We start from the raw sequence: 24,715 nt of genomic DNA, 5'->3' as shown, positions 1-24,715 counted from the left end.
GCCAATCAGATCTTCGCTTATATAAGTTGTGGGGCAGCTTTCCATCTATTTAAGAGTCATCTTTTATATTGTGCTGTATTTTTTTACATGCACCCGATCGCCGCCCCGAGATCGGACAAGAGATCAGCGCAGCATATCATGGTGTTGCGGTGAAATATCGATGCGGTTTGCGGGGAGGGTGACGACAAGACAGGCCCCCCGGCTATCCGGATTCTGGCCGATAGTGATCTGGCCGCCAATCCGTTCGATCATTTGATGGCAGACGAACAGGCCAAGGCCGGTGCCGCCGGTTTCGGCTTTGGTCGTGAAAAAAGCGTCAAATGCCTTGGAGGAATCGGCTGGCGCAATGCCGACACCGTCATCAATCACTTTCAATGACAATCGGCCATCGGGCAGGATATGTGCGATTGTTTCGATCCGACCGCGTGACGCGATGCCGTTCTTGCGGGCGGCATGAATGGCATCGATGGCATTTTGGAACGCATTCTGGATGATCTGCTCCATCATGCCGCGCGCCATGCCGATGATACGGACGGCACCGGGCATGATGGCGTCGCAGATCTGAATATCAGCCTCCTGCGCATCCTGACGGCAGAGATCTTGCACAATGCGAATCGATTGGCCGAGATCGAATTGCATTTCGACCGATGTCTGGGTGCGCGATTGTTCCATCATGCGGTTTGAAATATCGCGCGCGCGATCGACCTGATCGAGGATGCGGTCGAATTTTTGCAGGGCTTTCTGGCTTTTGGTGTCGGAGGCGCCCACCAGCATCAATCGCCCGTTTTCGGCGGCGAAAGAAATGGTCGATAAAGGCTGTTTCAATTCATGCCCCACCACTGCCGACATGCGGCCAAGGTCCATCAGCCGCGCGGCCTGCATCGGATCTAGCGCAACGCTCGCGGGATTGGGCAATTGGATCAGGCTGCCATAATGCCAATGACCGGGGGCAAGCCAGCCTGCGCCCACAAATTTGACCCAGCGACCCTGTTCGGCGGTCCCGACGCGGAAACGGATGCAGGGCTGGTCTTCATCCAGCGCCTGTTCAAAATTATCGCGATCATAGATGCAAATGGCAAAGCGTTCGACGATCCCCTCTTCAGGGGCGGCATTGCATGCGGCGATGGCCTGGGTCTGATCCTTGGCCTGCAAAATGATCAACTCGCCGGTTGCAGGGTCGTAACGGGCGTCGGTGCCATAGACAAATATGCCGTCCTCGCAGGACGCGAAGAGGAGATGTTCAAGTTGCGCGATGCGCGCGACATTGTCCGATTTATCGACCTCATGTCCGCTGGCGCGACCGGCCGTTCCTTTGCGGCGGCTATCCTTGCGACCGAAGATCAAGCCGTTCATATGATCGGCGGACTGCCCATGTTGGACAGCAGCTTGACCATGCGCAGCGCCGTATCCTCGGTCAGCGCGACAAAAATGCGACGCGCATCGCTTGGATCATCCCAACGGTGGAGCAGTTCCTTGTCGGTCATTTCACGGATGCGGCGCATGGCAGTCGATGTCGGCACCGAAGTCGCGAGCGCGACACTCGTCACCGATTCCTGACGGCCTTCGAGATGGGCCGCCGTCAATTCCAGCAAAATATCCCATGACGGGTCGGAGAACAGGTCGTTCTCGAAATATTTGCCGCGCTGGCGACGCGCCTTCATGATCGCCTTTACATCGGCGGATGTAACGGTGCGCTCCTGTCCCGGTGCCGCGGCCTGTCCGGCGGGCGCTGGCGTGGCGGCGGGCTCGACGCCGACCTTTTTCATCAGCGCATTGAGCGAATCCTGTATGGCCTGTACCGAAGCATAGACCTTATCTTCAGCGGCAAAGGCGATGAGCTCCGCCAGCCGTTGATGGGCGCGTTGCAGGGCAGTTTCCAGCATGCCCACAGTTGCCGGCTTGCAGATAAAGTCGGCAAGGCCGCTGTGCATCGATTCGACCGCGAGATCGACGCTGGGATGACCGGTTTGCAAAATCGCGACAAAGGCGCGATTTGCGCCAATGGTCGAGCGGATATGATCGATCAGCGACAGGCCGTTCTTGCCCGGTAATGACCAGTCGGCAATGATGACGTTGATGTCCGGGTTGGCGGCGAAGGCAATTTCGGCAGCCTCCGGCGTCGCCGCCGTGGTACATGCATAGCCAAGCGCCCCTAAAAGGTCTGCCTGCTCTTCAAGCAAGGCCGCATCATCGTCGATGAGCAGGATATTCAGCTCGATCGCTTCTTTGCCGGCTCCGTCTTGAACCGTGCCTTTGTTATCTGGCGTACCCATTATTCACCGCTCTTACTGCAAACGTGACCACAACCGGCGCGAGTCCGGACAGCTAAACGCAAACTGGTACGGTTACTATTGGTGCCATCAACATGAGCGCCAAAGCTACATATCAGCCTGTTTTCGAACGCAAACGGCTCGAAACGGCCCAGATAGTTCATCTTGTGAGTTTATGGGCCTAATTTTGAGCGTTAGCAAACTTTTACCATCTTTCCAATGATGCAGCCAAATTGACTTAAAACATACTGCACATTTTGTCATGCTTACTAAATTTGACGCGCTGACCCTAGAGATAGGTGGAGAGCATCGCCCAGTGCGCCCGCTTCGCCTCCAGATTGATCGTGCAATAGGCGGCGCTGCTCGATGGCAGATTGATGAGGTCGTACTTCTGGCGATGATGTGTTGACGGGGTCAATTGCTGTCGACCGATACGGGCAGATGTCGCGCCGTTGAAGGCGATGGCGCGTAAGGTCGGCAGGCGCGCCACCAGTGCGTTGAGCGGGTTGGATTCATGGTCGCTGATCTTGCTGTCGAGACTGCCCGGTCGTTTCGCCGTCTTGATGACATCCCATAGGCCGATGCCAGCCGCCATCAGCGCATGGAGCCGTGCCGCATAGGGCAGGGCGGCAAGATCCTGCCCGATGACCGATCCGATCAGATGCCAGAACTGGTTGGTCGGATGGGCATAATATTGCTGTTGCGCCAGCGAGACATCGCCGGGCAGGCTGCCGAGCACGAGTAATCGCGTCTTTGCCCCGATGACCGGGGCAAAGCATGATTTGGAGTCGAAGTTGCCCGCCATATTGTCTGCCATATCGGCTCTTATATGGGGATGACCTGTTTATGGTCTATATGGCGGAAGCGCGATCGGGCGATTACCGCCCTTGATGACGCCAGCGATCGACGACGCGGTTGAGCACGTCCTTTTCGCCGCCTTTTTCGCGCCACAGGGTCGAGAAGACCGGATCGCTGGATGCCGGACGCTTCTCCGCCTCCAGATTATCCAGCCCGACCCTGATCGGAATGGCGACGCCTTCGCCGCAGATGATGCATTCGCGGTTGAGCAGCGCGGGGATGGAGTCAAGGAAGCCGCGCGCGCCTTCCGGCATGGCTGCCCGGACCATCGCCTGATCGCGTTCGTTGTTGAGGCGCATGGTGATGATCGTGCCGCATTGCGATAGCACGCCTTCGGCCAGATCGCTGGGCCGCTGGGTGATCAGGCCAAGCGAGACACCGTATTTACGTCCTTCCTTGGCGATCCGTTCCAGAATGCGGCGGACGGCACTATGGCTGGTGATGCGGTCGGAGGGGATGTAGCGATGGGCCTCTTCGCACACGAACATGATCGGGCGCTGCGGTTCATTGCGCGCCCAGACCGCATAATCGAACACCAGCCGGCTGATGACGGCGACCACGGTCGAGGTGATGTTCGACGGCACGCCGGACACATCGATGATCGAGATCGGGCGGCCATCGCCCGGCATGCGGAAAATCTTGGCGATGAAGTCGGCCATGGTGTCCGACACCAACATGCCCGAAAACATGAAATTATAGCGAGGATCGGCCTTGATCTCGTCGATCTTGTTCTTGAGTCGCATATAAGGCGAGGAATCGCCCGCGCGGTCCATCTTGCCCATTTCGCCCTGAATGATGTTGGTCAGGTCGGACAAGAGATAGGGTACCGGGCTATCGACCGTCAGGCGTGGGATTTCCGCGCCGATCCGGTTTTTGGCACGGGCGGCGAGCAGACATTTGGCCAGCAGGTCGCTATCGCGCTGCCGGTCCGAACCTTCCGAGGTGACAAAGACCTCGCAATGCTCCTCGAAATTCATCATCCAATAAGGCAGCGCGAGATTGTTGACATCGAACAGCGCGCCCACGCTTTTGAACGCGGCGGAATATTCGCCATGGGGGTCGACCACCACGATATGGCCATTGGGGGCGAGCGCGCAAATCTTGTGCAGGATCAGCGCGGCGGCGGTCGATTTACCGGTCCCGGTCGAACCCAGCAATGCGAAGTGGCGATTCAACAAGCCATCGAGATAGACGGCGCCGCGAATATCCTTGGTCGGGTACACCGTACCGATTTCAAAATGGGGGCGGCCATCCGTTGCGAAAATTTGTTGCAACTCATGATTGTCGAGCGGATTGATCGGGAGGCCGGGGCTGGGATAGCGCGTAATCCCGCGCCGGAAATTGACCAAGGACCGGGTGCGTGCATCATAATCGCCTTCGCCCATGAAATCGATGGCCGCGATAATGCGGTCGCCGTCAGACCCGAACATGGCGAGCGTGCGAATATTGGCGACCAGCCATGCATTGGCGACCTTGATCTTGACGAATCCGCCAATCTGTCCGGCCATGGCGATGCAGGGATCCTGATGCTCGGACAATTGATGCACCATGGCCGAATCCAGCACTGCCTGTGCCGATGCGCCGCTGACCTCATAAATATGGCCAAGGGTGAGAAGAGCGCTGTTTTCTGGCGGCTGCGGGGCAAATCCGATCGGGGCGATATGATCGTCCGTTGCAAATGGGGTGCCTTGGCTATCCATGAAAACATTCTCCCGGTGTTACGTTCCCAAGGCGAAAGTCTAAACACCAAGGGTAAAGGAAGAATTTACTTGTCCCACCGCGCGGCGGCGTCATCGTCACTTTCTTTGGCCTCTACCCAGCCGGATTGCCCATTGGCAAAATGTTCGCGCTTCCAGAATGGCGCATCGGTTTTCAGCCGGTCGATCAGAAAGGCGCAGGCGGCAAGCGCGGCGGCGCGATGCTTGGAGGCGGTGCCGACCAGCACGATGCGTTCGCCAAGGCGCATCGGCCCGATGCGATGGATCAGTACGACCCCCAATAATGGCCAGCGCGCGCAGGCGGTGTCCACCAAGGCGGCCAGCGCGGCCTCGGTCATGCCGGGATAATGTTCCAGCTCCAGTTCCAATAAACCATTGTCGTCGCGCACCAGTCCGGTGAAACTGGCGACCGCGCCGCCCGGCAGGCTCTCCAGCCGCGCCAGTTCCGCGCCCGTGTCGATTGCATCGGTCTGGATGCGGATATGCCTCATCCGCCAGTGACCGGCGGAAAGATGGCAAGTTCGCGGGCATTGCCGATGATCGTATCAAGCGATGTGAATTGTTGATCAAGCGCGGCCCGCAGCCGGTCTGCCCGGGCAAAGGCGGCGGTATGGCCGGGGCTGGTCGCGGCATGTCGCGCGAGAAAGGCCGCAATCGTCAGGCTCCGCATATCATCGGCATCCTCGCATTGTTCCTGCCGACAGCCGATCTGTTCGGCGACCCATGCGAAATAGAGGATGGAAAGCGGGCGGCTGGCGGGCGTCGTCATGCCGTCAGTCCATATGTTTCATGCCGACGCGCAGATAATCCCAGCCGGTAATCACCGTCAGCGCGGCGGCCATCCACAAGGTCGCAAGGCCCGTCATCTTGATCCAGACTTCTTGCGGCAATGCGCCCGCAAGGATCAACGCGCCAAGCGCGATCAACTGAAACGTCGTTTTCCATTTCGCGAGCTTGGACACCGGGATCGACACCCGCAGCCCGGCGAGAAATTCCCGCAGGCCCGAGACGGCTATTTCGCGAATCAGGATGATCAGCGCGGCAATCAGATGCACGCCCTGAATGGCCGCTGGATTGTGGCGCGTGCCGACCAACATGACGATGACGGCGGCGACCATGATCTTGTCGGCAATTGGATCAAGGAAAATGCCGAGTTTTGAAACGGTTCCCCGGGCACGGGCCAGGTAGCCATCGAAATAATCGGTAAGGCCCATCAGGCAATATAGCCCAAAGCCCATCATATAGCCGAACTCCCAGCCCGGCCACCACAAGAGGCAGACCAGCAATGGCACCGCGAAAATACGGGACATGGTGAGTATGTTCGGCAGGCTCAGCACAGTCGAGCTATCGGCGATATAAGGTCGAAGCGCAAGGGCCGGGACGCAAGGGTGCCATCCCCGATTGTCATGGAACTGTCATCTCTCTGTCATCGAATCGGCATCAAACCTGCCTAGTGCGGCTCCCGACAGTGGAAGGCCATGCGGCCAGCTGTACCCAAACAGGGAAAGGGAATGATTGTGAAAAAGTTTGCCTGTGCGTTGTTGATGGCGGGTGTGGCGGTTGCCGCGCAACCGGCGCTCGCGCGCAACAATATCCGCGTCGTTGGTTCGTCCACGGTGTATCCGTTCACCAAGGCCGTTGCCGAGCGTTTTGCTCAGGCTAACCCGCGCCTGCCTGCGCCGATCATCGAATCGACCGGCACGGGTGCTGGCATGAAGCTGTTCTGCGCCGGCGTCGGCCCGAACTTCCCTGACATTGAAAACGCATCGCGTCGCATGAAGGCGTCGGAAGCCAAGGCATGCGCCGCCAATGGCGTGACGCAGGTGACTGAAATTCAGGTCGGTCTCGATGGTCTGGCACTTGCCACTGCCAAGAACACCCAGCTCGCTGGCGTGAACCTGCGCGACATCTATATGGCGATCGCCAAGACCCCGTTCGGCAAGCCGAACACCGCCAAGACCTGGAAGGATGTCAATCCGAAGCTGCCAGCGATCGCAATCCGCGTTTATGGCCCGCCGACGACGTCCGGTACGCGTTCTTCGCTGGAAGACCTGTTCATGGAACCGGTGTGCGCGACCAATCCCGGCATTGCCGCGTTGAAGAAGAGCGACGAAGCCAAGTACAACGCGATCTGCAAGGGCGTGCGTGAAGATGGCGCGTACATCAACGCCGGTGAAAACGACAATCTGATCGTGCAGAAGCTGGAAGCCAATGTCGGCACCGTCGGTCTGTTCGGCTATTCCTATCTGGAAGAAAACGCTTCCAAGCTGAAGGGCGTCGCCATCAACGGCGTGGCACCAAGCTATGAAACGATTTCTAGCTTCAAATATCCGGGCGCACGCGCACTCTATGTCTATGTGAAGAACGCACATGCCAAGGGCATTCCCGGCATCCGTCAGTTCCTCGCGGCCTATGCCAATGAAGCTGCATGGGGCCCGAGCGGTTATCTGATCCGTTACGGTCTGGTCGCTTCGCCGACGGCGGCGCGCAATAATGCGGCCACCATCGCCCGGACGCTGACGCCGATGAACTTTGGCGTCTTGAAGTAAATAGTAGAATTAAGGGGAAATATCGTGAAATTGAACAAGCTTAACCTGATGCTGGGCGCCAGCATCGCCGTATTGGCCATGCCGGTCGCCGCGATGGCGCAGGATGCCGCTGGTGCGCAGCAGGAAGTCACGAGCGAAGTCGTCTCGGACGCCGAACTCGCTGCCGCGCAGAACAGCGATGCTCTGCTGATGCAGGCGCAGGTCGAATCGCTTCAGGCGCAGATCGATGCCCTGAAGAAGACCATGACCGTCGCCGCTCCGACCTGGAAGGGTGCGCCGCAGTGGGAAGACAAGGAAGCGGGCTGGAAGTTCAAGGTGCGTGGCCGTTTCATGTATGACACGGCGTATATCTCGAACCCGGGTGCCTATGACAAGGTGACCGTGAACAACGCTACGGGCGGCAACAAGAACCTTGGTTTCAGCAGCCGCGTGCGTCGTATCCGTATCGGCGTAGAAGGCAGCATGCCGGGTGGTTTCGGCTATAAGGCCGAAGCTGATTTCGCCAACTCGACCGTCGGTTTCGGCGATGTCGTGATGACCTATGCCCCGGCTGGCAAGCCTTGGTCGGTGACCATCGGTAATCAGGAATCGCTGGATGGTCTCGAACAGATGACCTCGTCGCGTTACAGCTCGTTCATTGAACGCGCTGCGTTCAACGATGCCTTTGCCGACACCCGTCGTCTCGGCGTCGTGCTCGGTCTGAAGAACAATGCCAACACGCTGCGTGCGGATGTCGGTGTGTTCGCCAACCACACGATCGATGCCTCGATCGACAATGATGGCTGGATCGGCGCTGCGCGTCTCGTTTATGCCCCGATGGCATTTGGCGGTCAGTTGCACTTCGGTGCCAACTATCAGCACCGTGAATTCGCCAGCAACAGCGCAGGCGTTGCCTCGACTTCGGCTAACTCGTCGTCGGTGAACCAGGTTGCCCGTTATCGTGCCCGTCCGCTGTTGCAGACGACTGGTGAACGCTTTGTGGACTCAGGTGATTTCGCGGCGAAGAGCGATGATATCATCGGCGCTGAAATCGTCGGTATCTTCAAGTCGCTCCATGTTGTTGCCGAAGGTCAGATTACCCGCGTCAATGCCTATAAGGCTGGTGACAAGACCACTGGTCTCGATACGTTCGTCACCAACACCAGCATGCTCGTGCCGACCGACGATATTCAGTATGAAGGCGGTTATGTTGAAGCAGGTTATTTCCTGACCGGCGAAACCCGCGGGTATAAGAACGGCCTGTTCGACCGCACCAAGGTGTTGAAGCCGTTCGATCAGGGTGGCTGGGGTGCCATTCAGGTCAACGCGCGTTTCGACTATCTGAACCTCAATTCGTCGAAGCTTCAGAATGGTTGCAGCAACAACTTCGCAACCGGTGTTTGCACCGCTTCGAAGAACCTGACCCGTGGCGGCAAGCAGCTTGGCTATCTCGCCAGCATCGCCTGGATGCCGATCGACTATGTGCGCTTCACGCTTGAATATGCACACATCGACGTAACCGGCGGCAGCAAGCAGCGGATCGCAAATGATCTGAGCTCGGCGCAAGGTGGGAACACCGTGGCTGGCGTCGACAAGAAGAGCTTCGGTGTCGATGCGGTCGCCATGCGCGCTGCCTTCGACTTCTAAACTTCAAGGCAGCACGGCGTTATACCCTCCGCCGCGCTGCTTTCTATCATGCAGTTGGTCGCGTGATATTCTGGCGGTCGCCCCCATTAAAGGGGCGGCCGCTTTTTTTGCTATTCAGCCACGGGCATAGATATCGGCATAGCGGATGATGTCATCTTCGCCGAGATAGGCGCCGGTCTGGACCTCGATCAGCATCACCGGCAATTTGCCCGGATTTTCGAGGCGATGGACCGCGCCCAAGGGGACGTAAACCGACTGGTTTTCCGTCACCAGCCGGACCTCGTCATCAATGCTGACCCGCGCCGTGCCGGCGACGATGATCCAATGTTCGGCGCGATGGGTGTGGCTTTGCAACGAGATCGAACCGCCCGGCTTGACCATGATCCGCTTCACCTGAAACCGTTCCCCGATGGCGATGCTTTCATACCAGCCCCATGGCCGGTGTTCGCGTGGGTAAAGTGTCGCCTGCGGGACGTGTTGCGCCATCAGTCGCTCCACCGCGCGCCCCACATCCGCGCTGCGTGATCGGTGGGCGACCAGCACTGCATCGGGCATGGCGACCGCGATAATATCCTCCAACCCGATCCCGATAAGGTGCTGTCCTTGCGCCTCCGACCGCAACAGCGACCCGGTGCAGTCAATCGCATCCGTCCGTTCGGTGCAGATATTGCCCGCCGGATCGGCATCGCCCAATGCCGGGATGTCCGTCCAATAATCGGCATCCACCCATGCATCGGCGACCGTGATGCGGCGGATATTGTTGGCCTTGGCCAATATGGCGTCTTCGACCGTGAGATAGGGCAGATCGGTCCAAAAGGCGGATGCGAGTCGATGAAAATCGAGATCATGCTGGGCATTCGCCACTGCCGCGCCGACAATCTCGATCAGATTTGGGGCGTGGGTTTGAAAGGCGTGGAGCAAGGTCGAGACCTTGGCCAATAACAGACCGTTGCCGATCTTGGCGTCTTGCGGGCTAATCAGGACAAGATCGCCCGCCAATGCCAAGGGCTGCGCCTCTTCAATCGCCTGCTGCCATGTGCCCTGATCCATCAAGACATGATCGGCGGGCGTGACCAGCATCAACGCATCTTCATCGTCGCGGGCCAGCCAATAGGCGGCGGCAAGTACTGCCGGAGCGGTGTTGCGGCCTTCGGGTTCGATCAGGATCTGGCTGGCGGCGATGCGGAGACAGGCCAATTGATCGGCGGCGATGAAGCGGAACGGGGCGGCGGTGACGATGATCGGCGGCGCGAATCCATCGCCGGACACGCGCTTTATCGTGGCCTGATACAGGCTGTCGTCATCGATCAGGGCGCAGAATTGCTTGGGATAGGATTTGCGGGACATCGGCCATAAACGCGCGCCGCTGCCGCCGCACAGAATGACGGGATGGACGATGCTCATCAAGCTTCCTCATACGCAACATTACACATGCCGGACCGGCACTTTATCCTGCTATAGCAGGATAAAGGTGAACATTCTCTATTGTCCGGGCTTGCCAGAAGATCAGGAGAGAGACCATGAAATCATTGATATTGGACGCGCGGCAGGATGCCGGATTCGAGGCGCGGTTTCAGGCGGCGCTGGATGTGGCGCGGGCAAGCAAGGGGCATCTGACCTGCGTGTTCGCCAGCCCGTTTTCGACCGCCATGGCGATGGGCGATGCGCTGGGCGCTGCCGAGATCTTGCGGCTGGCGGCAGAGCAAGAGGACAAGGCCCGCGTGGCGATAGAGGCCCGCATGGCGCATGAGGATGTGAGCTGGGATTATATCGCGTCGCAGGATGATCCGGCCCGAGCCTTGGTCCGTCGCGCCGCGTTGAGCGATCTTGTCGTCATGAGCCATCCGCCACAGGGCAAGGGTGGGCGGATGGAAGAGGGGCTGATCAGCGATGTCATCATGGGCGCGCGCACCCCGGTGGCGGTGTTGCCTGCCGCTGCCCATCATTTCGATATTACAGGGTCGGCGGCGATTGCGTGGAATGGCTCAATCGAAGCCGCATTCGCGCTCAAGAGTGCATTGCCGCTGCTGCGCCACGCGGCATCGGTGCATGTGATCGGGGTCGATGATGTGCCGGAAAGCCGGCTCAGCCTCAATGAGGCCGCCGAATATCTGTCGCGCCACGGCATCGTGCCGGAAGTGATGCAGCGTCCGGCAGGCCATGCGGGGATCATCCCGGCGATCCTGGATGCGGTGGGCGAATGTCAGGCGCGTTATCTGGTGATGGGCGCGTTCGGCCATAATCGCATCCGCGAATATTGGTTCGGCGGCGTGACCCGCGACATGATCGAGCGGCTGCCGATGCCGCTCGTGTTCATGCATTGATCCGATAGGGCCGGGGGGAGGAAATCCCCCCGGCCTTTATGCGTTACAGCACATATTTGCTCAGATCGGTGTCGCGCGCGATGCTGGCGAGTTGGGATTCGACATAATCACGATTGATCAGAATTTCGCTGCCCGCCCGGTCCTCGGCATCGAAGCTGATGTCTTCCAACAGCTTTTCCATCACGGTCGATAGCCTGCGCGCCCCGATATTTTCGATGCTTTCATTGACCTCGGCGGCGACCTTGGCAATCGCCCGAATACCATCTTCGGTGAAGTGGATGGCCACGCCCTCGGTCGCGATCAGGGCGCGATATTGCTCGGTCAGGCTCGCCCGCGTGTCGGACAGGATGCGGACGAAATCATCCTCGGTCAGGCCCTTTAGCTCGACCCGGATCGGCAGACGGCCTTGCAGTTCGGGCAACAGGTCCGATGGCTTGGCGACATGAAAGGCACCGGAGGCGATGAACAGGATATGGTCGGTTTTCATCGGGCCATATTTGGTCGATACGGTCGTGCCTTCGATCAACGGCAACAGGTCGCGCTGCACGCCTTCGCGGCTGACGGACCCGCCCCGGACATCGCTCACCGCGATCTTGTCGATTTCATCGAGGAAGACGATGCCATTGGCCTCGGCATCCGCGAGCGCGATGCGGCTGACCTCATCCTGATCAAGCCGTTTGTCCGCTTCCTCCTCGACCAGCTTGGCCCATGCGGCGGGGACGGTCAGCTTGCGGCGCTTGAGCGCGTGCTGGCCGAATGCCTTGCCCATCATGTCGCCAAGATTGATCATGCCGATGCCGCCGCCACCGCCGCCCGGCATTTCGAACGGCATTTGCGGCGCGGCCTCCAGTTCGATCTCAATCTCGGCCTGCGCCAGATGGCCATCATGGAAACGCTGGCGAAAGGACGAACGGGTCGCTTCCGACGCATCCTTGCCGCACAGGGCATCGAGCAGGCGGTTCATCGCCGCCTCTTCGGCCTTGTCCTTGACGGCGAGGCGGCGGCGTTCCTTTTCCAGCCGGACGGCCTCTTCCACCAAATCGCGGGCAATCTGTTCGACGTCGCGGCCGACATAGCCGACCTCGGTGAATTTGGTCGCCTCGACCTTGACGAAGGGCGCATCGGCAAGCTTCGCCAGACGGCGGGAAATCTCGGTCTTGCCGCAGCCCGTCGGCCCGATCATCAGAATGTTCTTCGGCGTCACCTCATCGCGCAGCGCTTCTGGCAGGCGCTGGCGACGCCAGCGATTGCGCAGCGCCACGGCGACCGCCTTTTTGGCGTCATGCTGGCCGACGATATGCGCGTCAAGGGCAGCTACAATGGCTTTGGGCGTCAGGTTTTCGTTCATCTCATTCTCTCTCGCCGCGATCAGGGGCGGTTGAATATAGGGAGCGCCACTGGCCGTGCTTATGCAACCGCGTCCAGCGTTTCGATGGTGAATTGCTCATTGGTATAGACGCAGATATCGGCGGCGACTTTCATCGCCTTGCGTGCCTGCACTTCGGCGTCCTGTTCATATTCCTGCAATGCGCGGGCTGCGGCGAGGGCGTAATTGCCGCCCGACCCAATGGCCGCGATACCATCGACCGGTTCCAGCACATCGCCATTGCCGGTAAGGATCAACGTCACCTCCTTATCGGCGACGATCATCATTGCTTCCAGATTTCGGAGATATTTATCGGTGCGCCAGTTCTTGGCGAGTTCGACCGCCGCGCGCATCAGCTTGCCGCGATGCTTTTCCAATTGGGCTTCCAGCCGTTCGAACAGGGTAAAGGCATCGGCGGTGGCGCCTGCAAAGCCGCCGATCACCGATCCATCGCCCAAGGGGCGGACCTTGCGGGCATTCGGCTTCATCACCGTCTGGCCCATGGAGACCTGACCATCGCCAATGATGACGACTTTGCCGTTCTTGCGCACGGAGAGAATGGTCGTGCCGTGCCACGTCATATTTTCGCTCATGTCCCGCATATGGGGAGCCTCCAGCGGGCTTCAATGGGCGCGCGGGTGAGAGTGCTTCCAATCCGGATGATAGATTCAGGCCCCTTGTGCCAAGGCGGCGCTTTCTCTAGGTTGATTCCCAAGTACCGGCGGTAGTCACTGATTTTAGTTCTGCTGATGACCGGATGTGAATTGAATGGACGAATTGATGGCCAAGGCGCGGACAGACGCCAGTTGGAGCCAGCCGGGCAACCCCGGTGGCGGTGCTCCACCCCCTTATCGGCCGGTCGCGCGCACCGGGGCCGAACGCGTCGGCGCGGACCTCACAGGCAAACGCGCTTATGCCGCCATCGATCTTGGCACCAATAATTGTCGTTTGCTGATCGCGCGGCCCGCATCGGACGGCTTTGTCGTTGTCGACAGCTTTTCCCGCATCGTCCGGCTGGGCGAGGGACTGGCCCGCAATGGCCGGTTGAATGACGCGGCGATTGAGCGCGCGGTCGGGGCATTGTCGATCTGCGCCGACAAGATGCGCCGCCGCCCGGTCCATCTCGCCCGCTCGGTCGCGACCGAGGCCTGTCGCCGCGCCGCCAATGGCCGCGATTTCGTCAGTCGGGTCTTTCAGGAAACCGGCATTGCGCTCGACATCATCAGCCCTGCCGAAGAGGCGCGGTTGGCCGTCATGGGCTGCCATGCATTGTTGGAAGCGGGCGACGGCCCGGCGCTGATCTTTGATATTGGCGGCGGATCGACCGAGCTGATTCTGGTCGATACCAGTAAGATCTCACGCCAAGGCCATCCCGACATCATCAGTTGGTACAGCGCGCCTTGGGGCGTGGTGTCTTTGTCCGAACATGAAGAAAATGAGCCGGAAACGGCGGAAGGCCGGTTCGCCGCCTATAAGCGCATGTGCGATTTGGTGCAGGAAAGCTTCGCCGATTTCGCCCGTAGCCTGCCGCGCGGGATCAAGCCGTTGCGCCTGCTCGGCACCAGTGGCACGGTCACGACGCTCGGCAGCTATTATCTCAACCTGCCGGTCTATGATCGCCGCGCGGTCGATGGCTTGATGGTCGCCTCGGATGATATGGCGCGTATCTGCCGTGAATTGGCGGGCATGTCCTGTATCGAACGGTCGTTACTGCCGTGCATCGGCAAGGATCGGGCGGATCTGGTGGTGGCGGGTTGCGCGATTTTGGAGGCGATTCTCTCAATCTGGCCAGCGGAGCGGCTGGGCGTGGCGGATCGCGGTATTCGTGAAGGCATATTGCGCGGGATGATGCCCGGCGGGAGTGGACGGGCATGACAAAGCGCACATTGGCGGGCCATCAACGGGTGAAAACCGCGCGCAAGCGGACGGCGGCATCGACGCGCTGGCTCGAACGCCAGTTGAACGATCCCTATGTCCGCCGCGCCAAGGCGGAGGGCTATCGCTCCCGCGCGGCCTATAAATTGATCGAGCTGGACGAACGCTTCGGCCTGTTGAAAGGCGCACGGCGCGTGGTCGATCTTGGCGTTGCGCCGGGTGGCTGGACGCAGGTGGTGCGCAAGCAACTGCCGAATGCGGTGGTGGTCGGCATCGATCTTCTGCCGACCGATCCGATCGAGGGCGCGGTCCTGCTGGAAATGGATTTTATGGATGATGCCGCACCTGGCCTGTTGACCGAGGCCTTGGGCGGCTATGCGGATCTCGTCTTGTCCGATATGGCGGCCAATACCGTCGGCCATGCCCAGACCGACCATTTGCGGACCATGGGTCTGGTCGAGGCGGGCGCATTGTTCGCGGGCGATATTCTCAAGCCCGGCGGGGCATTTGTGGCGAAGGTGCTGGCGGGCGGCGCGGACAATGATCTGGTCGCGATGCTGAAACGCATGTTCACCACCGTCAAACATGCCAAGCCCCCGGCGAGCCGCAAGGAATCCTCGGAATGGTATGTGATCGCCCAAGGGTTCAAGGGGCGTGAGACCGGCGGGGAATAGGGCAAAGTTAAGGGGCCGGGTTTTTCCCGGCCCGTTTTACAGGCTGTCGCCTGCGGCCTTGCCGCTGGCCCATGCCCATTGGAAATTATAGCCGCCAAGCCAGCCGGTCACATCCACGCCCTCGCCAATGCAATACAGGCCGGGCAAATGCCGCGCCGCCATGGTCTGCGACGACAGGCCCGAGGTGTCGATCCCGCCCAAAGTGACCTCCGCCTTGGCAAAGCCCTCGGTGCCATTGGGGTGGAAAATCCAGTCGTTCAGCCGCGCGCCTGCTGCCCTGAGCGCCTTGTCAGACATGTTGCCCAGTTCATGCGGGAAGGCGAGCTGCGCCCCCAATGCCGTTGCCAGCCGATGCGGCAACACTTCGCCCAAGATCGTGGTCGGCATCGCGCGGGGCCGGGCCTGTTTCGCCGCAATCAACATGGCCGCCGCATCTTCGCCGGGCAGAAAGTCGATGCCGATCGGCTGGCCATGCCGCCAATAAGAGGAGATTTGCAGGATCGCCGGGCCGGACAGGCCGCGATGGGTGAACAGGCTCGCTTCCTTGAAACGGGTCTTGCCACAGCGCACTTCCGTCATGGCGGCTACGCCCGACAGGTCGCGGAACAATAATTCATCCCCGCCAAGCGTCAGCGGCACCAAGGCCGGGCGCGGCTCGACAATTTTCAGCCCGAACTGGCGACCAAGATCATAAGCAAGGCCGGTCGCGCCCATTTTCGGGATCGATGGCCCGCCGCATGCGATCACCAGATTGGGGGCGATATAATCGCTGCCGTTCACGGTGATGCGGAATTGACCATCGGCAAAGCTGATCGCGCTTGCCGGATGGCCGAACAGGAAGGACACGCCGGGCGGGCAGGCCTGCATCAGCATGTCGACAATCTGCCGCGCGGAGCCATCGCAGAATAATTGGCCGAGCGTTTTTTCATGCCACGCAATCCCCGCCGCATCGACCATCGCGATGAAATCAGCCGGGGTGAAGCGTTGCAGCGCCGATTTCATGAAATGCGGGTTTTTCGAGAGGTAGCGGCCGGCCTCGGTCCCGACATTGGTGAAATTGCAGCGTCCGCCGCCGGAAATCAGGATTTTTTTGCCCGGTTCATCGGCATGGTCAATCACCAGCACGCGCTTGCCACGCTGGCCCGCCACGCCCGCGGCCATCAAGCCAGCGGCACCTGCGCCGATAATGATCGCGTCAAAGCTCATGCGGATGAAGGGCCTTTATATGCTGGGAGCGTGGGCCGGTGCCAAGCTCAACCAAAAAAGGGAGGAAAGTTGCCCTTCCTCCCTTTGTCAGATCACTGTCGCTCAGCCGATTAGGCGAGACGGAACAGATCGACGTGCAGTGGCCGGTCGGTGACCGGGTGGAACTGCAAATCCTTCGGCGCGGTGCGGATGGATTCGCCGTTGACTTCAACGAGGATTTCGCAATCGAAAAAAGTACCGGTGTTGAGATACTTTACGAGCAACTTCTCTTCGAGGTGAATCGAGATCGGTTCCTTGTTGTTGCCGTAGATTACGGCGGGTACGCGGCCAGTGTTGCGCAATGCACGGGAGGCTCCCTTGCCAGCCCGGTCGCGCAGCTCAGCCGACACAGTCAGCACGTTGCTCATGATAATTCTCCAGTTTGTTTCATTTCCCGACACGCCTCCAGGGATGACCATGCAGGGAAGCGGCGGCGCATAGGGCAAAACCGGTCTGAATGCAAATATCGACCGGTCTGGCGATGAAATTCAGGCGGGGGACAGGTTTTCGCTTGCATTAGGGTATTGAAATCCCCGATTCATCGCTTTTGACACACCACAAGCAGATATGGACATACCCCATGCAGCCTGACGGCCTGATTCCCGCCGCCCAGACCAATATTGCCGACATGATGTCGCCGATCCACCTGTTCATGCAGGCGGATATCATCGTGAAGGTCGTGATGATCGGCCTTGTGCTGGCCAGCATCTGGACCTGGGCGATCATTTCCCGCCATGCCATCGGCTTTGGCCGATTGACCAAGGCGAACGATCAGTTCGAACGCGACTTCTGGAAATCGGACGATGTCGACCGTTTCTATGAAGATCGCGGGCGCGATGATCTCCCCTCGGTCAAGGTCTTTGCCGCGGCCTTGTCCGAATGGCGGCGGTCGACCAACGGCAAGGCGATCGACAAGGAAGGCGTGCGCGCCCGTCTCGCAACCGCGATGGGTGCGACGGTTGCCGCCGAGATCGATCGGCTAGGAGATCGAATCAACATGCTCGCCACGGTCGGTTCGGTTGCGCCTTTTGTCGGCCTGTTCGGCACGGTCTGGGGCATCATGCGCAGCTTTACCGATATTGCCGGGCAACAGAGCACCAGCCTGAACGTGGTCGCCCCCGGTATTGCCGAGGCCTTGTTCGCGACGGCGCTGGGCCTGTTCGCTGCGATTCCGGCGGTGATCGCCTATAACCGCATCACCCATAGCCTGAACCGGCTGGAGGCGCGGCTCAATCGCTTTGCCGATGGTTTTCACGCGACCTTGTCCCGCGAACTCGATCAGGAGCGCTGAACCATGGCGATGGGACAGCTCCCTTCCCAGCGTGGCCGTGGTCGTCGTGCACCGATGGCGGAAATCAACGTCACGCCGATGGTCGATGTGATGTTGGTGCTGCTGATCATCTTCATGGTGACGGCCCCGTTGTTGAACGCGGGCGTGCCGATTGAGCTGCCGGACAGCCGCGCTGCCGCGTTGGAACAGGTGCAGGACAAGCCGGTGCAATTGTCGCTCGATGCCGAGGGCCGGGTCTATATCGACGATCAGGAAATCCCGCTGGCGACCTTGCCGGAACGTCTGTCTGTCCTTGCCCAACAAGGTGCGCCGGAGGGGCCGCAGGTGTATCTGCGCGCCGACCGCGCCCTTGATTATGGCCGGGTGATGCTGGTGATGGGTGAACTCAACCGCGCCGGATTGCGCAAGATTTCGTTGGTGACGACCGGTAATGCCGGGGAGGGCGAGGCAAGTGTCGCGATGCCCGCAGATAGTGCCGATAGTGTTGCCGGAGAGGCCGCAAATTGATGGATCGGTCGCAAGCCGGTAGCCTTGGAATATCTGTCATCGGCCATGCGGTGCTGCTGGCCGTGCTGACCTATGGCATGATGCGCACGGACCCTGTGTCCTTGCCGCTGAATGAGCCGGTCGAAATTTCGCTGGTCGATGAGGTCGGGCTGCAATCCGCCGCGCCCGTGATCAATCCCGATCCAGCGACGAGCCGCGCGCCCGATCTCGGTCAGCCGGAAGATGCGCCGCCGCCTGCACCCGCGCCAGAACCTGCACCGGCGCCAAAGCCAACGCCAGTGGCCAAGCCCTTGCCGACGACATCGGCGGTCAAGCCCGCGCCTGCACCGCTACCCAAGGCCGCGGCCAAGCCTGCGCCCGCCAAGCCCTTGACCAAACCCGCCACGACGCCGGGCAAGGCCGATAGCAAATCCGGCAGCAACCCTGCCTCCGCCGCCAAGAAACCGACGGGCGCGTTGTTCGGGGACAGCTTTCTGAAGGGCTTGAGCGACAAGCCGTCGAAATCGACCAATGCCGCGCCCAAGGCTGCGACGGTCGGCGCGCAGGAATTGTCCAACATCCAAAGCGTGATCGCGCGGCGGATTCAGCCCTGCGCCAATACCAGGCGCAACCCCGGCCCCGGCGCGAATCGGATCAAGACCAAGCTGCGGCTCCAGTTTAACAAGGATGGATCGCTGGCCGCCAAGCCCGCGCTTGTCTCGCAAACCGGGGTCGATGGCGATAATCTGCGTTATGCCGATAGGGTCGCCGATCTCGCGATTGGCGCGGTGGTCGAATGCGCCCCGATCAGCGGCCTGCCGCCCGAATTGTACAAGACCGCAAACGGGCAGGGGTGGAACGACATTTTCTTCAACTATTCCCTGCCGAACTGATGCCCGGCACGCTTCTTTTGCCCGTGTTGATTGGCAGCGCGTTCATCTTGCTGTCAGATTATGTCGTGCAGGGTGATCGGGATATGCAGCTATATTCCTCCGCGACTAATCCCGTCACCGATCAGATCAGGGCATCGCCACCGCCACCGCCTGCGTCTTTTGCCGATGTGGACAGGGCGGCGCTGGATGCCGCGATTGCCAATATCGGGGCGCAGGTACGCCGCTGTTACCGCGCACCCATTAAAATATCGGCGGCGCGGCAGATCGTGACGGTGATGCAAGTGCGGTTCGGGCCGGACGGGATGTTGCTCGGTATGCCGTTATTGACCCGGCAAAGCGGCGTGACCCCGGAAGGCGCGCCCTATGCGGGCCTCATGGCCGAAGCCGCGCGCGTCGCGATTATCCGCTGCACCCCCATTGCCGCGCCGGTCGAACTGCACCAGAACGGATGGGAAGAATTATACCTGACTTTCAGCCCGAAAGGTTCGGCATGAATATGGGATTGAGTATGACAGCAATTTGGCAACATCGCGTGCGCCATCTGGCGTTGGTCCTGTTGGCGGCGGGTGGCGCAGGGATGGCTTCGGTCGCATCGGCCCAGCCGATCGAGGTCGATGTGGTCGGCGGCATTTCCGATCCGATGCCGATTGCCGTACCCGCGATGCCGACGCCCGCCAACAGCTCGACACCGGCAGGGGATACCGAAAGCTTGGGGCGGCAAATGGCCGAGGTGATCGCGAACGACCTGAAAACCAGCGGTCTGTTCACCCCGCGCGGTCCGGCAGGCATTGCCCCGGTCGCGATTCCGCAGGTGACGGCCCCCGATTATCCTTATTGGGTGCAAACCGGCGCACAGGCGCTGGTATCGGGCTATGTGAAGGCGAATGGCGATGGCACGCTCACCATCGGTTGTTATCTTTATGATGTGTCCGCGCAAAATGAACTGAAGCGCGACGGTTTTGTCGTGCCGCCCGGCGCATGGCGGCGCGCGGCGCATAAATGCGCGGATCTGGTCTATACAAGGCTGACCGGCGAAGGTCCTTATTTCGACAGCCGCATGGTCTATGTCTCGGAAACCGGGCCAAAGGCGAAGCGCATCAAAAGGCTGGCGATCATGGATCAGGACGGGGCGAACCATCGCTTCCTGACCAATGGCCAGTCGATTGTGCTGACCCCGCGCTTTTCGCCCAATCGCCAGCAGATCGTGTACATGAGCTATTTGCAGGAACGTCCGCGCGTGTTCGTCTATGATCTGGCGACGGGCAAGCAGCGCCTGCTGCTCGATCAGCCGAACATGACCTTTGCGCCGCGCGTATCGCCGGATGGTCGCTTCATCGTGTTTTCAATGGCGATTGGCGGCAATACCGACATTTACCGCATGCCGGTGAGCGGTGGCGCGCCGCAGCGGCTGACGTCCAGCCCCGGCATTGATACCGCGCCGAGCTATTCGCCCGATGGGGGCCGGGTCGTGTTTGAAAGCGACCGGGGCGGCAGCCAGCAGCTCTATGTCATGGACGCCGATGGATCGTCGCAGCAGCGGATCAGCTTTGGCAGCGGGCGCTATGCGACGCCGGTCTGGTCGCCGCGCGGCGATTTGATCGCCTTTACCCGGATTGGCGGCGGTTTTAACGTCGGCGTGATGAGCCCCGGCGGCGGGAACGAGCAGATGCTGACCAATGGCTGGCAGGATGAAGGGCCAAGCTGGTCGCCCAATGGCCGGGTCATCACTTTTTTCCGCACAGCGCAAGGATCGGGCAAGGCCGATCTGTGGACGGTCGATCTGACCGGCGTGAACGAACGCCGCGTGCCGACCCCGTTGGACGGGTCAGATCCGGGCTGGGGTCCTTTATTGCCTTGAATTGCAGCTATATATGTCTGAATGAATATCTGTGTAAAAATGCCGAGTCGGTGAACGAGGAGATCTGATATGACGATGAAGATGATCAGCCGGATTGCATTGGTGGCCGCCCTCGGGCTGACCGCTGCCTGCGCCAAGAAGGAACCGGTCCAATTGCCGCCGCCGCCGCAGGAAGTGGCACCCGTTGCGGAAGTGACGCCACCGGCCCCCACCGGCCCGATCCCCGGTTCGAAGGAAGATTTCCTCGCGCAATCCGGCACGGACACGGTGTTGTTTGAAACCGACGCCTATGATCTGGACGCGCAGGATAAGGCGACCCTTGATGCGCAGGCAGCATGGATGGCGAAATATCCGAATGTCACCGCCACGATCGAAGGCCATTGCGATGAACGCGGCACCCGCGAATATAACCTCGCTTTGGGTGATCGTCGCGCCAATGCCGCCAAAAATTATCTGGCGGCCAAGGGCGTTGCGGCATCGCGCCTGACCACGATCAGCTATGGCAAGGAGCGCCCCGTGGCCCAAGGTTCGGACGAAGCGGCATGGGCGCAGAATCGCCGCGCCGTGACCGTGGTGCTTTCGAGCGCCGGTTACTGATCGACCTGATGCATATCTAGTGATGATCCGCGCCGTTGATGGCGTGGCAATCGTCGCTGAATGTCCTATATGAATAAAGGCCGTGGCGCAGAGATGCGCTGCGGCCTTTTGCCCGTCTGAAATCTGGGAGAGCGCATCATGGCCGAACTGTTCAACTATGCCTGTGTCGATGGTGTCGGAATCGTCACAATTGATGCGCCGCCGGTGAACACCTTGGGCGCGGCCACCCGCGCGGCGGTGATGCAGGCCATGCAATTGGCCTGGGCCGATGATGCCGCCCAGGCGATCATCATCGCATGTGCCGGACGTACCTTTTTCGCGGGCGCGGACATTGCGGAATTCGCGACCGGCCATTTTGCCGACCCTGATTTCATCACCCTGTTTGATGCGATTGAAAACGGGCCAAAGCCGGTGATCGCGGCCATTCATGGCACGGCGCTGGGCGGCGGGCTGGAACTGGCGCTGCACTGCCATTATCGCTTGGCGGTGCCTTCGGCGAAGCTTGGGCTGCCTGAGGTCAATCTCGGCATTTTGCCGGGCGCGGGCGGGACGCAGCGACTGCCGCGCCTTGTCGGCGTGCCGGTGGCGCTCGATCTCATCACCTCTGGCAAGCCGATCAAGGCCGCACAGGCGCTGGAACTCGGCATTCTCGACCGGCTGGCGACAGAGGGCCAGTTGCAGGCCGATGCTTTGGCTTTTGCAAAGGAGTTGATCGCATCAGGCGCAACTGCGCCGCGTGTGCGTGATCGTGATGACAAGATCGCGCCCTATCGCGGCAAGCCGGAAGTGTTCGACGCATTCCGCGCCCAGAATGCCCGCGCGTTCAAGGGGTTCAAAGCACCGGAAGCGATTATCAAGGCGGTGCAGGCGGCGGTCGAATCGCCCAATTTCGATGAGGGCAGCAAGCGCGAACAGGCCTTGTTCCTTGAATTGATGAACAGCCCGGAATCCAAGGCCCAGCGCCATGTGTTTTTTGCCCAGCGCATGACGGCCAAAGTGCCGGACGTCCCCGCCGACACCCCGACCCGTGATCTCAAGCGCATCGGCGTGATTGGCGCGGGGACGATGGGCGGTGGCATTGCGATGAACTTCCTCAATATCGGCCTGCCGGTGACATTGGTGGAATTGAAACAGGACGCGCTGGATCGTGGAGTTGGCGTCATTCGCAAGAATTATGAAAACAGCGCGGCCAAGGGCCGGATGACCGAAGCGCAGGTCGAACAGCGGATGGGGCTGATTACCCCCGCAATCGGGCTGGAGGCGCTGGCCGATGTCGATCTCGTGATCGAGGCGGTATTTGAATCCATGGCGGTCAAGCAGGATGTGTTCACGAAACTTGATGCCATTTGCAAGCCGGGGGCGATCCTTGCGTCCAACACCAGCTTTCTCGATCTGAACGAAATCGCGGCTGTAACCAAAAGGCCGCAAGATGTGATCGGCCTGCACTTTTTCTCGCCCGCCAATGTCATGCCGCTGTTGGAAATCGTGCGTGGGGCCAAGACGGATAAATCCGTGCTGGCGAGTGCGCTCAATATCGCCAAGGCGATTGGCAAGACGCCGGTGGTGGCGGGCGTGTGCCATGGCTTTATCGCCAATCGCGCGATGGAGCCTTATATGGCTGAGGCCGAGGCCTTGGTGCTGGAAGGCGCATCGGTCCTCGATATCGACCGGGTGATCCGTGATTATGGCTTTGCGATGGGGCCGTTCCAGATGCTCGATCTGATCGGGCTGGATGTGATTGGCCGCGATTCGACGCGCAAGACGGTGATGAGCGAATTGGTGAAGCGCGATCGGCTCGGCCAGAAGAAAAACGGCGGCTATTATGATTATGACGCCGAGCGCAAGGCGACATTGTCGCCGGTAGCGCTTGAGGTCATCGCCGAGTTGGCGGCTGAAAAGGGCGTGGCGCAGCGCAGCTTCAGCGATGAGGAATTGCTGGGCCGCTTGCTTTATCCGGTCGTGAACGAAGGCGCGAAAATTCTGGAGGAGAAGATCGCGAGCCGCCCGTCCGACATCGATGTCGCGTTGATCATGGGCTATAATTGGCCGGTCTATCGCGGCGGGCCGATGTTCTGGGCGGATTTGACCGGCCTGCCGAAGATTGTGGCGGCGTTGCGCGGTTTCGAGGCTACCTATGGCGCGCGCTATGCGCCTGCGGCCTTGCTGGTGCAATTGGCGGATGCGGGCAAAGGATTCGGGAGCCTGTGATGATCGAGACGCTTGGGCCGACCTCCCGCAGCTTTATTTCGCAGCGCTTGCGCCTCAATTATCAGGATTGGGGCAATGCCGACAAACCGCCATTGCTGTTGATCCATGGCGGGCGGGATCATAGCCGCAGCTGGGATTGGGTCGCGCAGGAGTTGCGCCACGACTGGCACGTCATCGCGCCCGATCTGCGCGGCCATGGCGACAGCGCATGGTCGCCCGATGGTAATTATGACATGAGCTATTATGTCTATGATCTGGCGCAGCTGATCCATCAGTTGAAACTCGCGCCGGTCACGATTGTCAGCCATTCGCTCGGCGGCAATATCAGCCTGCGCTATACGGGCCTGTTTCCGGAAACGGTGCGCAAGTTGGTGGCGATTGAAGGCTTGGGACCGCCGCCCAAATTGCTCAAAATCCTTGAAGATGACAGTGTGGCGGATCGGTTGCGGGCCTGGATTGGCGATAAGCGCGCGGCGGCGGGGCGCCAGCCCAAGCGTTACGCCAGTTTTGAAGAAGCGCTGGCGCGGATGAAGGCAGAAAATGGTTTCCTGAGCGATGCGCAGGTCGAACATCTGACGGCCTATGGCGTCGCGCAAAATGAAGACGGCAGCTATAGCTGGAAATTCGACAACCATCTCTATGTCTGGCCGCGCGTCGATATCAGCTTTGACGACAAGGCGGCGTTATGGAGCGCGATTACCTGTCCAACGCGGTTGTGCTGGGGCGAGGAAAGCTGGGCGATAGATCCCCGCACCGATGGCCGGGCCGCATATTTCAATTGCGATGTCGAGGTGGTGCCATTCCCCAAGGCGGGGCATTGGCTGCACCATGATCAGTTCGACATGTTCATGCGGTTTTTGAGGGACTTTTTGTAAGC

At 60.2% G+C, this 24,715-nt stretch carries 23 protein-coding genes and 2 pseudogenes; 13 read left to right on the top strand and 12 right to left on the bottom strand.

The annotated features are described in order from the left end of the window. Window positions 1-123: 123 nt before the first annotated feature. The 7 genes from K6117_RS09265 to pgsA all read right to left on the bottom strand — a co-directional run bounded on the left by K6117_RS09265 (window position 124) and on the right by pgsA (window position 6,183). The gene (locus K6117_RS09265) at window positions 124-1,353 is read right to left on the bottom strand and encodes a sensor histidine kinase (protein WP_221794214.1); all 1,230 of its coding nucleotides are present in this window, start codon (window positions 1,351-1,353) and stop codon (window positions 124-126) included. Next, complete coding sequence (locus K6117_RS09260; RefSeq protein ID WP_221794212.1) at window positions 1,350-2,273, bottom strand: response regulator; 924 nt, start codon at window positions 2,271-2,273, stop codon at window positions 1,350-1,352. The genes K6117_RS09265 and K6117_RS09260 overlap by 4 nt, the downstream gene beginning before the upstream one ends. A gap of 286 nt (window positions 2,274-2,559) precedes the next feature. Beyond that, complete coding sequence (locus K6117_RS09255; protein WP_221794210.1) at window positions 2,560-3,087, bottom strand: DNA-deoxyinosine glycosylase; 528 nt, start codon at window positions 3,085-3,087, stop codon at window positions 2,560-2,562. A 61-nt stretch (window positions 3,088-3,148) separates the two neighbouring features. After that, window positions 3,149-4,828: an ATP-binding protein gene (locus tag K6117_RS09250; protein WP_221794208.1), complete on the bottom strand. Its 1,680-nt coding sequence runs from the start codon at window positions 4,826-4,828 to the stop codon at window positions 3,149-3,151. Between the two features lie 65 nt (window positions 4,829-4,893). Next, on the bottom strand, window positions 4,894-5,337 hold the full coding sequence (locus K6117_RS09245; RefSeq protein WP_221794206.1) for a molybdenum cofactor biosynthesis protein MoaE: 444 nt from the start codon (window positions 5,335-5,337) through the stop codon (window positions 4,894-4,896). Beyond that, window positions 5,334-5,615 carry a MoaD/ThiS family protein gene (locus K6117_RS09240; RefSeq protein WP_221794204.1) on the bottom strand — a complete coding sequence of 94 codons (282 nt, stop codon included), beginning with the start codon at window positions 5,613-5,615 and terminating at the stop codon, window positions 5,334-5,336. Before K6117_RS09240 ends, K6117_RS09245 begins: the two co-directional genes overlap by 4 nt. A 4-nt stretch (window positions 5,616-5,619) precedes the next feature. Beyond that, window positions 5,620-6,183 (bottom strand): CDP-diacylglycerol--glycerol-3-phosphate 3-phosphatidyltransferase, encoded by a 564-nt coding sequence (pgsA, locus tag K6117_RS09235; RefSeq protein ID WP_221794202.1) that lies wholly within the window; start codon window positions 6,181-6,183, stop codon window positions 5,620-5,622. Window positions 6,184-6,357: 174 nt separating this feature from the next. On the opposite strand from pgsA, the gene K6117_RS09230 reads away from it, so the two are divergent. Both K6117_RS09230 and K6117_RS09225 read left to right on the top strand, forming a co-directional pair. Then, the gene (locus K6117_RS09230; protein WP_221794200.1) at window positions 6,358-7,395 is read left to right on the top strand and encodes a substrate-binding domain-containing protein; all 1,038 of its coding nucleotides are present in this window, start codon (window positions 6,358-6,360) and stop codon (window positions 7,393-7,395) included. 24 nt (window positions 7,396-7,419) lie between these two features. Continuing rightward, window positions 7,420-9,021, top strand: a complete 1,602-nt coding sequence (locus K6117_RS09225) for an OprO/OprP family phosphate-selective porin (RefSeq protein WP_221794198.1) — start codon at window positions 7,420-7,422, stop codon at window positions 9,019-9,021. 114 nt (window positions 9,022-9,135) lie between these two features. Here the strand turns inward: K6117_RS09225 and K6117_RS09220 are convergent, their stop codons facing one another. Continuing rightward, window positions 9,136-10,425 (bottom strand): sugar phosphate nucleotidyltransferase, encoded by a 1,290-nt coding sequence (locus tag K6117_RS09220; protein ID WP_221794197.1) that lies wholly within the window; start codon window positions 10,423-10,425, stop codon window positions 9,136-9,138. Between the two features lie 116 nt (window positions 10,426-10,541). Here K6117_RS09220 and K6117_RS09215 point away from each other — a divergent pair, with 116 nt between their 5' ends. Then, complete coding sequence (locus K6117_RS09215; RefSeq protein ID WP_221794195.1) at window positions 10,542-11,345, top strand: universal stress protein; 804 nt, start codon at window positions 10,542-10,544, stop codon at window positions 11,343-11,345. Window positions 11,346-11,388: 43 nt separating this feature from the next. Here the strand turns inward: K6117_RS09215 and hslU are convergent, their stop codons facing one another. Together hslU and hslV are read right to left on the bottom strand one after the other, a co-directional pair. Continuing rightward, a complete protein-coding gene (gene hslU, locus K6117_RS09210) occupies window positions 11,389-12,693 on the bottom strand; it encodes an ATP-dependent protease ATPase subunit HslU (protein ID WP_221794193.1) in 1,305 nt (434 codons plus the stop codon). 59 nt (window positions 12,694-12,752) lie between these two features. After that, entirely contained in the window at window positions 12,753-13,304 is a 552-nt protein-coding gene (gene hslV / locus K6117_RS09205) for an ATP-dependent protease subunit HslV (RefSeq protein ID WP_246604980.1), read from the bottom strand. Window positions 13,305-13,479: 175 nt separating this feature from the next. Between hslV and K6117_RS09200 the strand changes: the two genes are divergently transcribed. After that, entirely contained in the window at window positions 13,480-14,586 is a 1,107-nt protein-coding gene (locus K6117_RS09200) for a Ppx/GppA phosphatase family protein (RefSeq protein WP_246604979.1), read from the top strand. Further along, on the top strand, window positions 14,583-15,260 hold the full coding sequence (locus tag K6117_RS09195; protein WP_221794191.1) for an RlmE family RNA methyltransferase: 678 nt from the start codon (window positions 14,583-14,585) through the stop codon (window positions 15,258-15,260). The genes K6117_RS09200 and K6117_RS09195 overlap by 4 nt, the downstream gene beginning before the upstream one ends. A 36-nt stretch (window positions 15,261-15,296) precedes the next feature. Here the strand turns inward: K6117_RS09195 and K6117_RS09190 are convergent, their stop codons facing one another. Then, the gene (locus tag K6117_RS09190) at window positions 15,297-16,466 is read right to left on the bottom strand and encodes a BaiN/RdsA family NAD(P)/FAD-dependent oxidoreductase (protein WP_221794189.1); all 1,170 of its coding nucleotides are present in this window, start codon (window positions 16,464-16,466) and stop codon (window positions 15,297-15,299) included. 116 nt (window positions 16,467-16,582) lie between these two features. Continuing rightward, window positions 16,583-16,873, bottom strand: a pseudogene (gene rplY, locus K6117_RS09185) (50S ribosomal protein L25); the annotation flags it as partial. Between the two features lie 212 nt (window positions 16,874-17,085). Between rplY and tolQ the strand changes: the two are divergent. The 8 genes and pseudogenes from tolQ to K6117_RS09145 all read left to right on the top strand — a co-directional run bounded on the left by tolQ (window position 17,086) and on the right by K6117_RS09145 (window position 24,713). Then, window positions 17,086-17,796: a protein TolQ gene (gene tolQ, locus K6117_RS09180; RefSeq protein ID WP_221794185.1), complete on the top strand. Its 711-nt coding sequence runs from the start codon at window positions 17,086-17,088 to the stop codon at window positions 17,794-17,796. Window positions 17,797-17,799: 3 nt separating this feature from the next. Further along, on the top strand, window positions 17,800-18,303 hold the full coding sequence (locus K6117_RS09175; RefSeq protein WP_221794183.1) for an ExbD/TolR family protein: 504 nt from the start codon (window positions 17,800-17,802) through the stop codon (window positions 18,301-18,303). Continuing rightward, entirely contained in the window at window positions 18,303-19,175 is an 873-nt protein-coding gene (locus tag K6117_RS09170; RefSeq protein WP_221794181.1) for a cell envelope biogenesis protein TolA, read from the top strand. The genes K6117_RS09175 and K6117_RS09170 overlap by 1 nt, the downstream gene beginning before the upstream one ends. After that, window positions 19,175-19,669 (top strand): hypothetical protein, encoded by a 495-nt coding sequence (locus K6117_RS09165; protein ID WP_246604978.1) that lies wholly within the window; start codon window positions 19,175-19,177, stop codon window positions 19,667-19,669. Before K6117_RS09170 ends, K6117_RS09165 begins: the two co-directional genes overlap by 1 nt. 65 nt (window positions 19,670-19,734) lie before the next feature. After that, window positions 19,735-21,033: pseudogene (tolB, locus tag K6117_RS09160) on the top strand (Tol-Pal system beta propeller repeat protein TolB); the annotation flags it as partial. Between the two features lie 75 nt (window positions 21,034-21,108). Continuing rightward, entirely contained in the window at window positions 21,109-21,630 is a 522-nt protein-coding gene (pal, locus tag K6117_RS09155; RefSeq protein WP_221794300.1) for a peptidoglycan-associated lipoprotein Pal, read from the top strand. A gap of 138 nt (window positions 21,631-21,768) precedes the next feature. Beyond that, complete coding sequence (locus K6117_RS09150; RefSeq protein ID WP_221794177.1) at window positions 21,769-23,838, top strand: 3-hydroxyacyl-CoA dehydrogenase NAD-binding domain-containing protein; 2,070 nt, start codon at window positions 21,769-21,771, stop codon at window positions 23,836-23,838. Further along, window positions 23,838-24,713, top strand: coding sequence for an alpha/beta fold hydrolase (locus tag K6117_RS09145; RefSeq protein WP_221794175.1), 876 nt, complete (start codon window positions 23,838-23,840; stop codon window positions 24,711-24,713). The genes K6117_RS09150 and K6117_RS09145 overlap by 1 nt, the downstream gene beginning before the upstream one ends. Window positions 24,714-24,715 lie beyond the last annotated feature (2 nt).

It is taken from the genome of Alteraquisediminimonas sediminicola (assembly GCF_019740335.1).
In the GTDB taxonomy this organism is placed as follows: Bacteria; Pseudomonadota; Alphaproteobacteria; order Sphingomonadales; family Sphingomonadaceae; genus Alteraquisediminimonas; species Alteraquisediminimonas sediminicola.
Note: the sequence above shows the minus strand (reverse complement) of the source record. Positions and strands in the feature narration are given on the sequence as shown.

Bases quoted from the DNA above. Each gene is read 5' to 3' on its own strand.
- K6117_RS09265 (WP_221794214.1), bottom strand. From the start codon at position 1,353: ATGAACGGCTTGATCTTCGGTCGCAAGGATAGCCGCCGCAAAGGAACG.
- K6117_RS09260 (WP_221794212.1), bottom strand. From the start codon at position 2,273: ATGGGTACGCCAGATAACAAAGGCACGGTTCAAGACGGAGCCGGCAAA.
- K6117_RS09255 (WP_221794210.1), bottom strand. From the start codon at position 3,087: ATGGCAGACAATATGGCGGGCAACTTCGACTCCAAATCATGCTTTGCC.
- K6117_RS09250 (WP_221794208.1), bottom strand. From the start codon at position 4,828: ATGGATAGCCAAGGCACCCCATTTGCAACGGACGATCATATCGCCCCG.
- K6117_RS09245 (WP_221794206.1), bottom strand. From the start codon at position 5,337: ATGAGGCATATCCGCATCCAGACCGATGCAATCGACACGGGCGCGGAA.
- K6117_RS09240 (WP_221794204.1), bottom strand. From the start codon at position 5,615: ATGACGACGCCCGCCAGCCGCCCGCTTTCCATCCTCTATTTCGCATGG.
- K6117_RS09230 (WP_221794200.1), top strand. From the start codon at position 6,358: ATGATTGTGAAAAAGTTTGCCTGTGCGTTGTTGATGGCGGGTGTGGCG.
- K6117_RS09220 (WP_221794197.1), bottom strand. From the start codon at position 10,425: ATGAGCATCGTCCATCCCGTCATTCTGTGCGGCGGCAGCGGCGCGCGT.
- K6117_RS09215 (WP_221794195.1), top strand. From the start codon at position 10,542: ATGAAATCATTGATATTGGACGCGCGGCAGGATGCCGGATTCGAGGCG.
- hslU (WP_221794193.1), bottom strand. From the start codon at position 12,693: ATGAACGAAAACCTGACGCCCAAAGCCATTGTAGCTGCCCTTGACGCG.
- hslV (WP_246604980.1), bottom strand. From the start codon at position 13,304: ATGAGCGAAAATATGACGTGGCACGGCACGACCATTCTCTCCGTGCGC.
- K6117_RS09200 (WP_246604979.1), top strand. From the start codon at position 13,480: ATGGACGAATTGATGGCCAAGGCGCGGACAGACGCCAGTTGGAGCCAG.
- K6117_RS09195 (WP_221794191.1), top strand. From the start codon at position 14,583: ATGACAAAGCGCACATTGGCGGGCCATCAACGGGTGAAAACCGCGCGC.
- K6117_RS09190 (WP_221794189.1), bottom strand. From the start codon at position 16,466: ATGAGCTTTGACGCGATCATTATCGGCGCAGGTGCCGCTGGCTTGATG.
- tolQ (WP_221794185.1), top strand. From the start codon at position 17,086: ATGCAGCCTGACGGCCTGATTCCCGCCGCCCAGACCAATATTGCCGAC.
- K6117_RS09175 (WP_221794183.1), top strand. From the start codon at position 17,800: ATGGCGATGGGACAGCTCCCTTCCCAGCGTGGCCGTGGTCGTCGTGCA.
- K6117_RS09170 (WP_221794181.1), top strand. From the start codon at position 18,303: ATGGATCGGTCGCAAGCCGGTAGCCTTGGAATATCTGTCATCGGCCAT.
- K6117_RS09165 (WP_246604978.1), top strand. From the start codon at position 19,175: ATGCCCGGCACGCTTCTTTTGCCCGTGTTGATTGGCAGCGCGTTCATC.
- pal (WP_221794300.1), top strand. From the start codon at position 21,109: ATGAAGATGATCAGCCGGATTGCATTGGTGGCCGCCCTCGGGCTGACC.
- K6117_RS09150 (WP_221794177.1), top strand. From the start codon at position 21,769: ATGGCCGAACTGTTCAACTATGCCTGTGTCGATGGTGTCGGAATCGTC.
- K6117_RS09145 (WP_221794175.1), top strand. From the start codon at position 23,838: ATGATCGAGACGCTTGGGCCGACCTCCCGCAGCTTTATTTCGCAGCGC.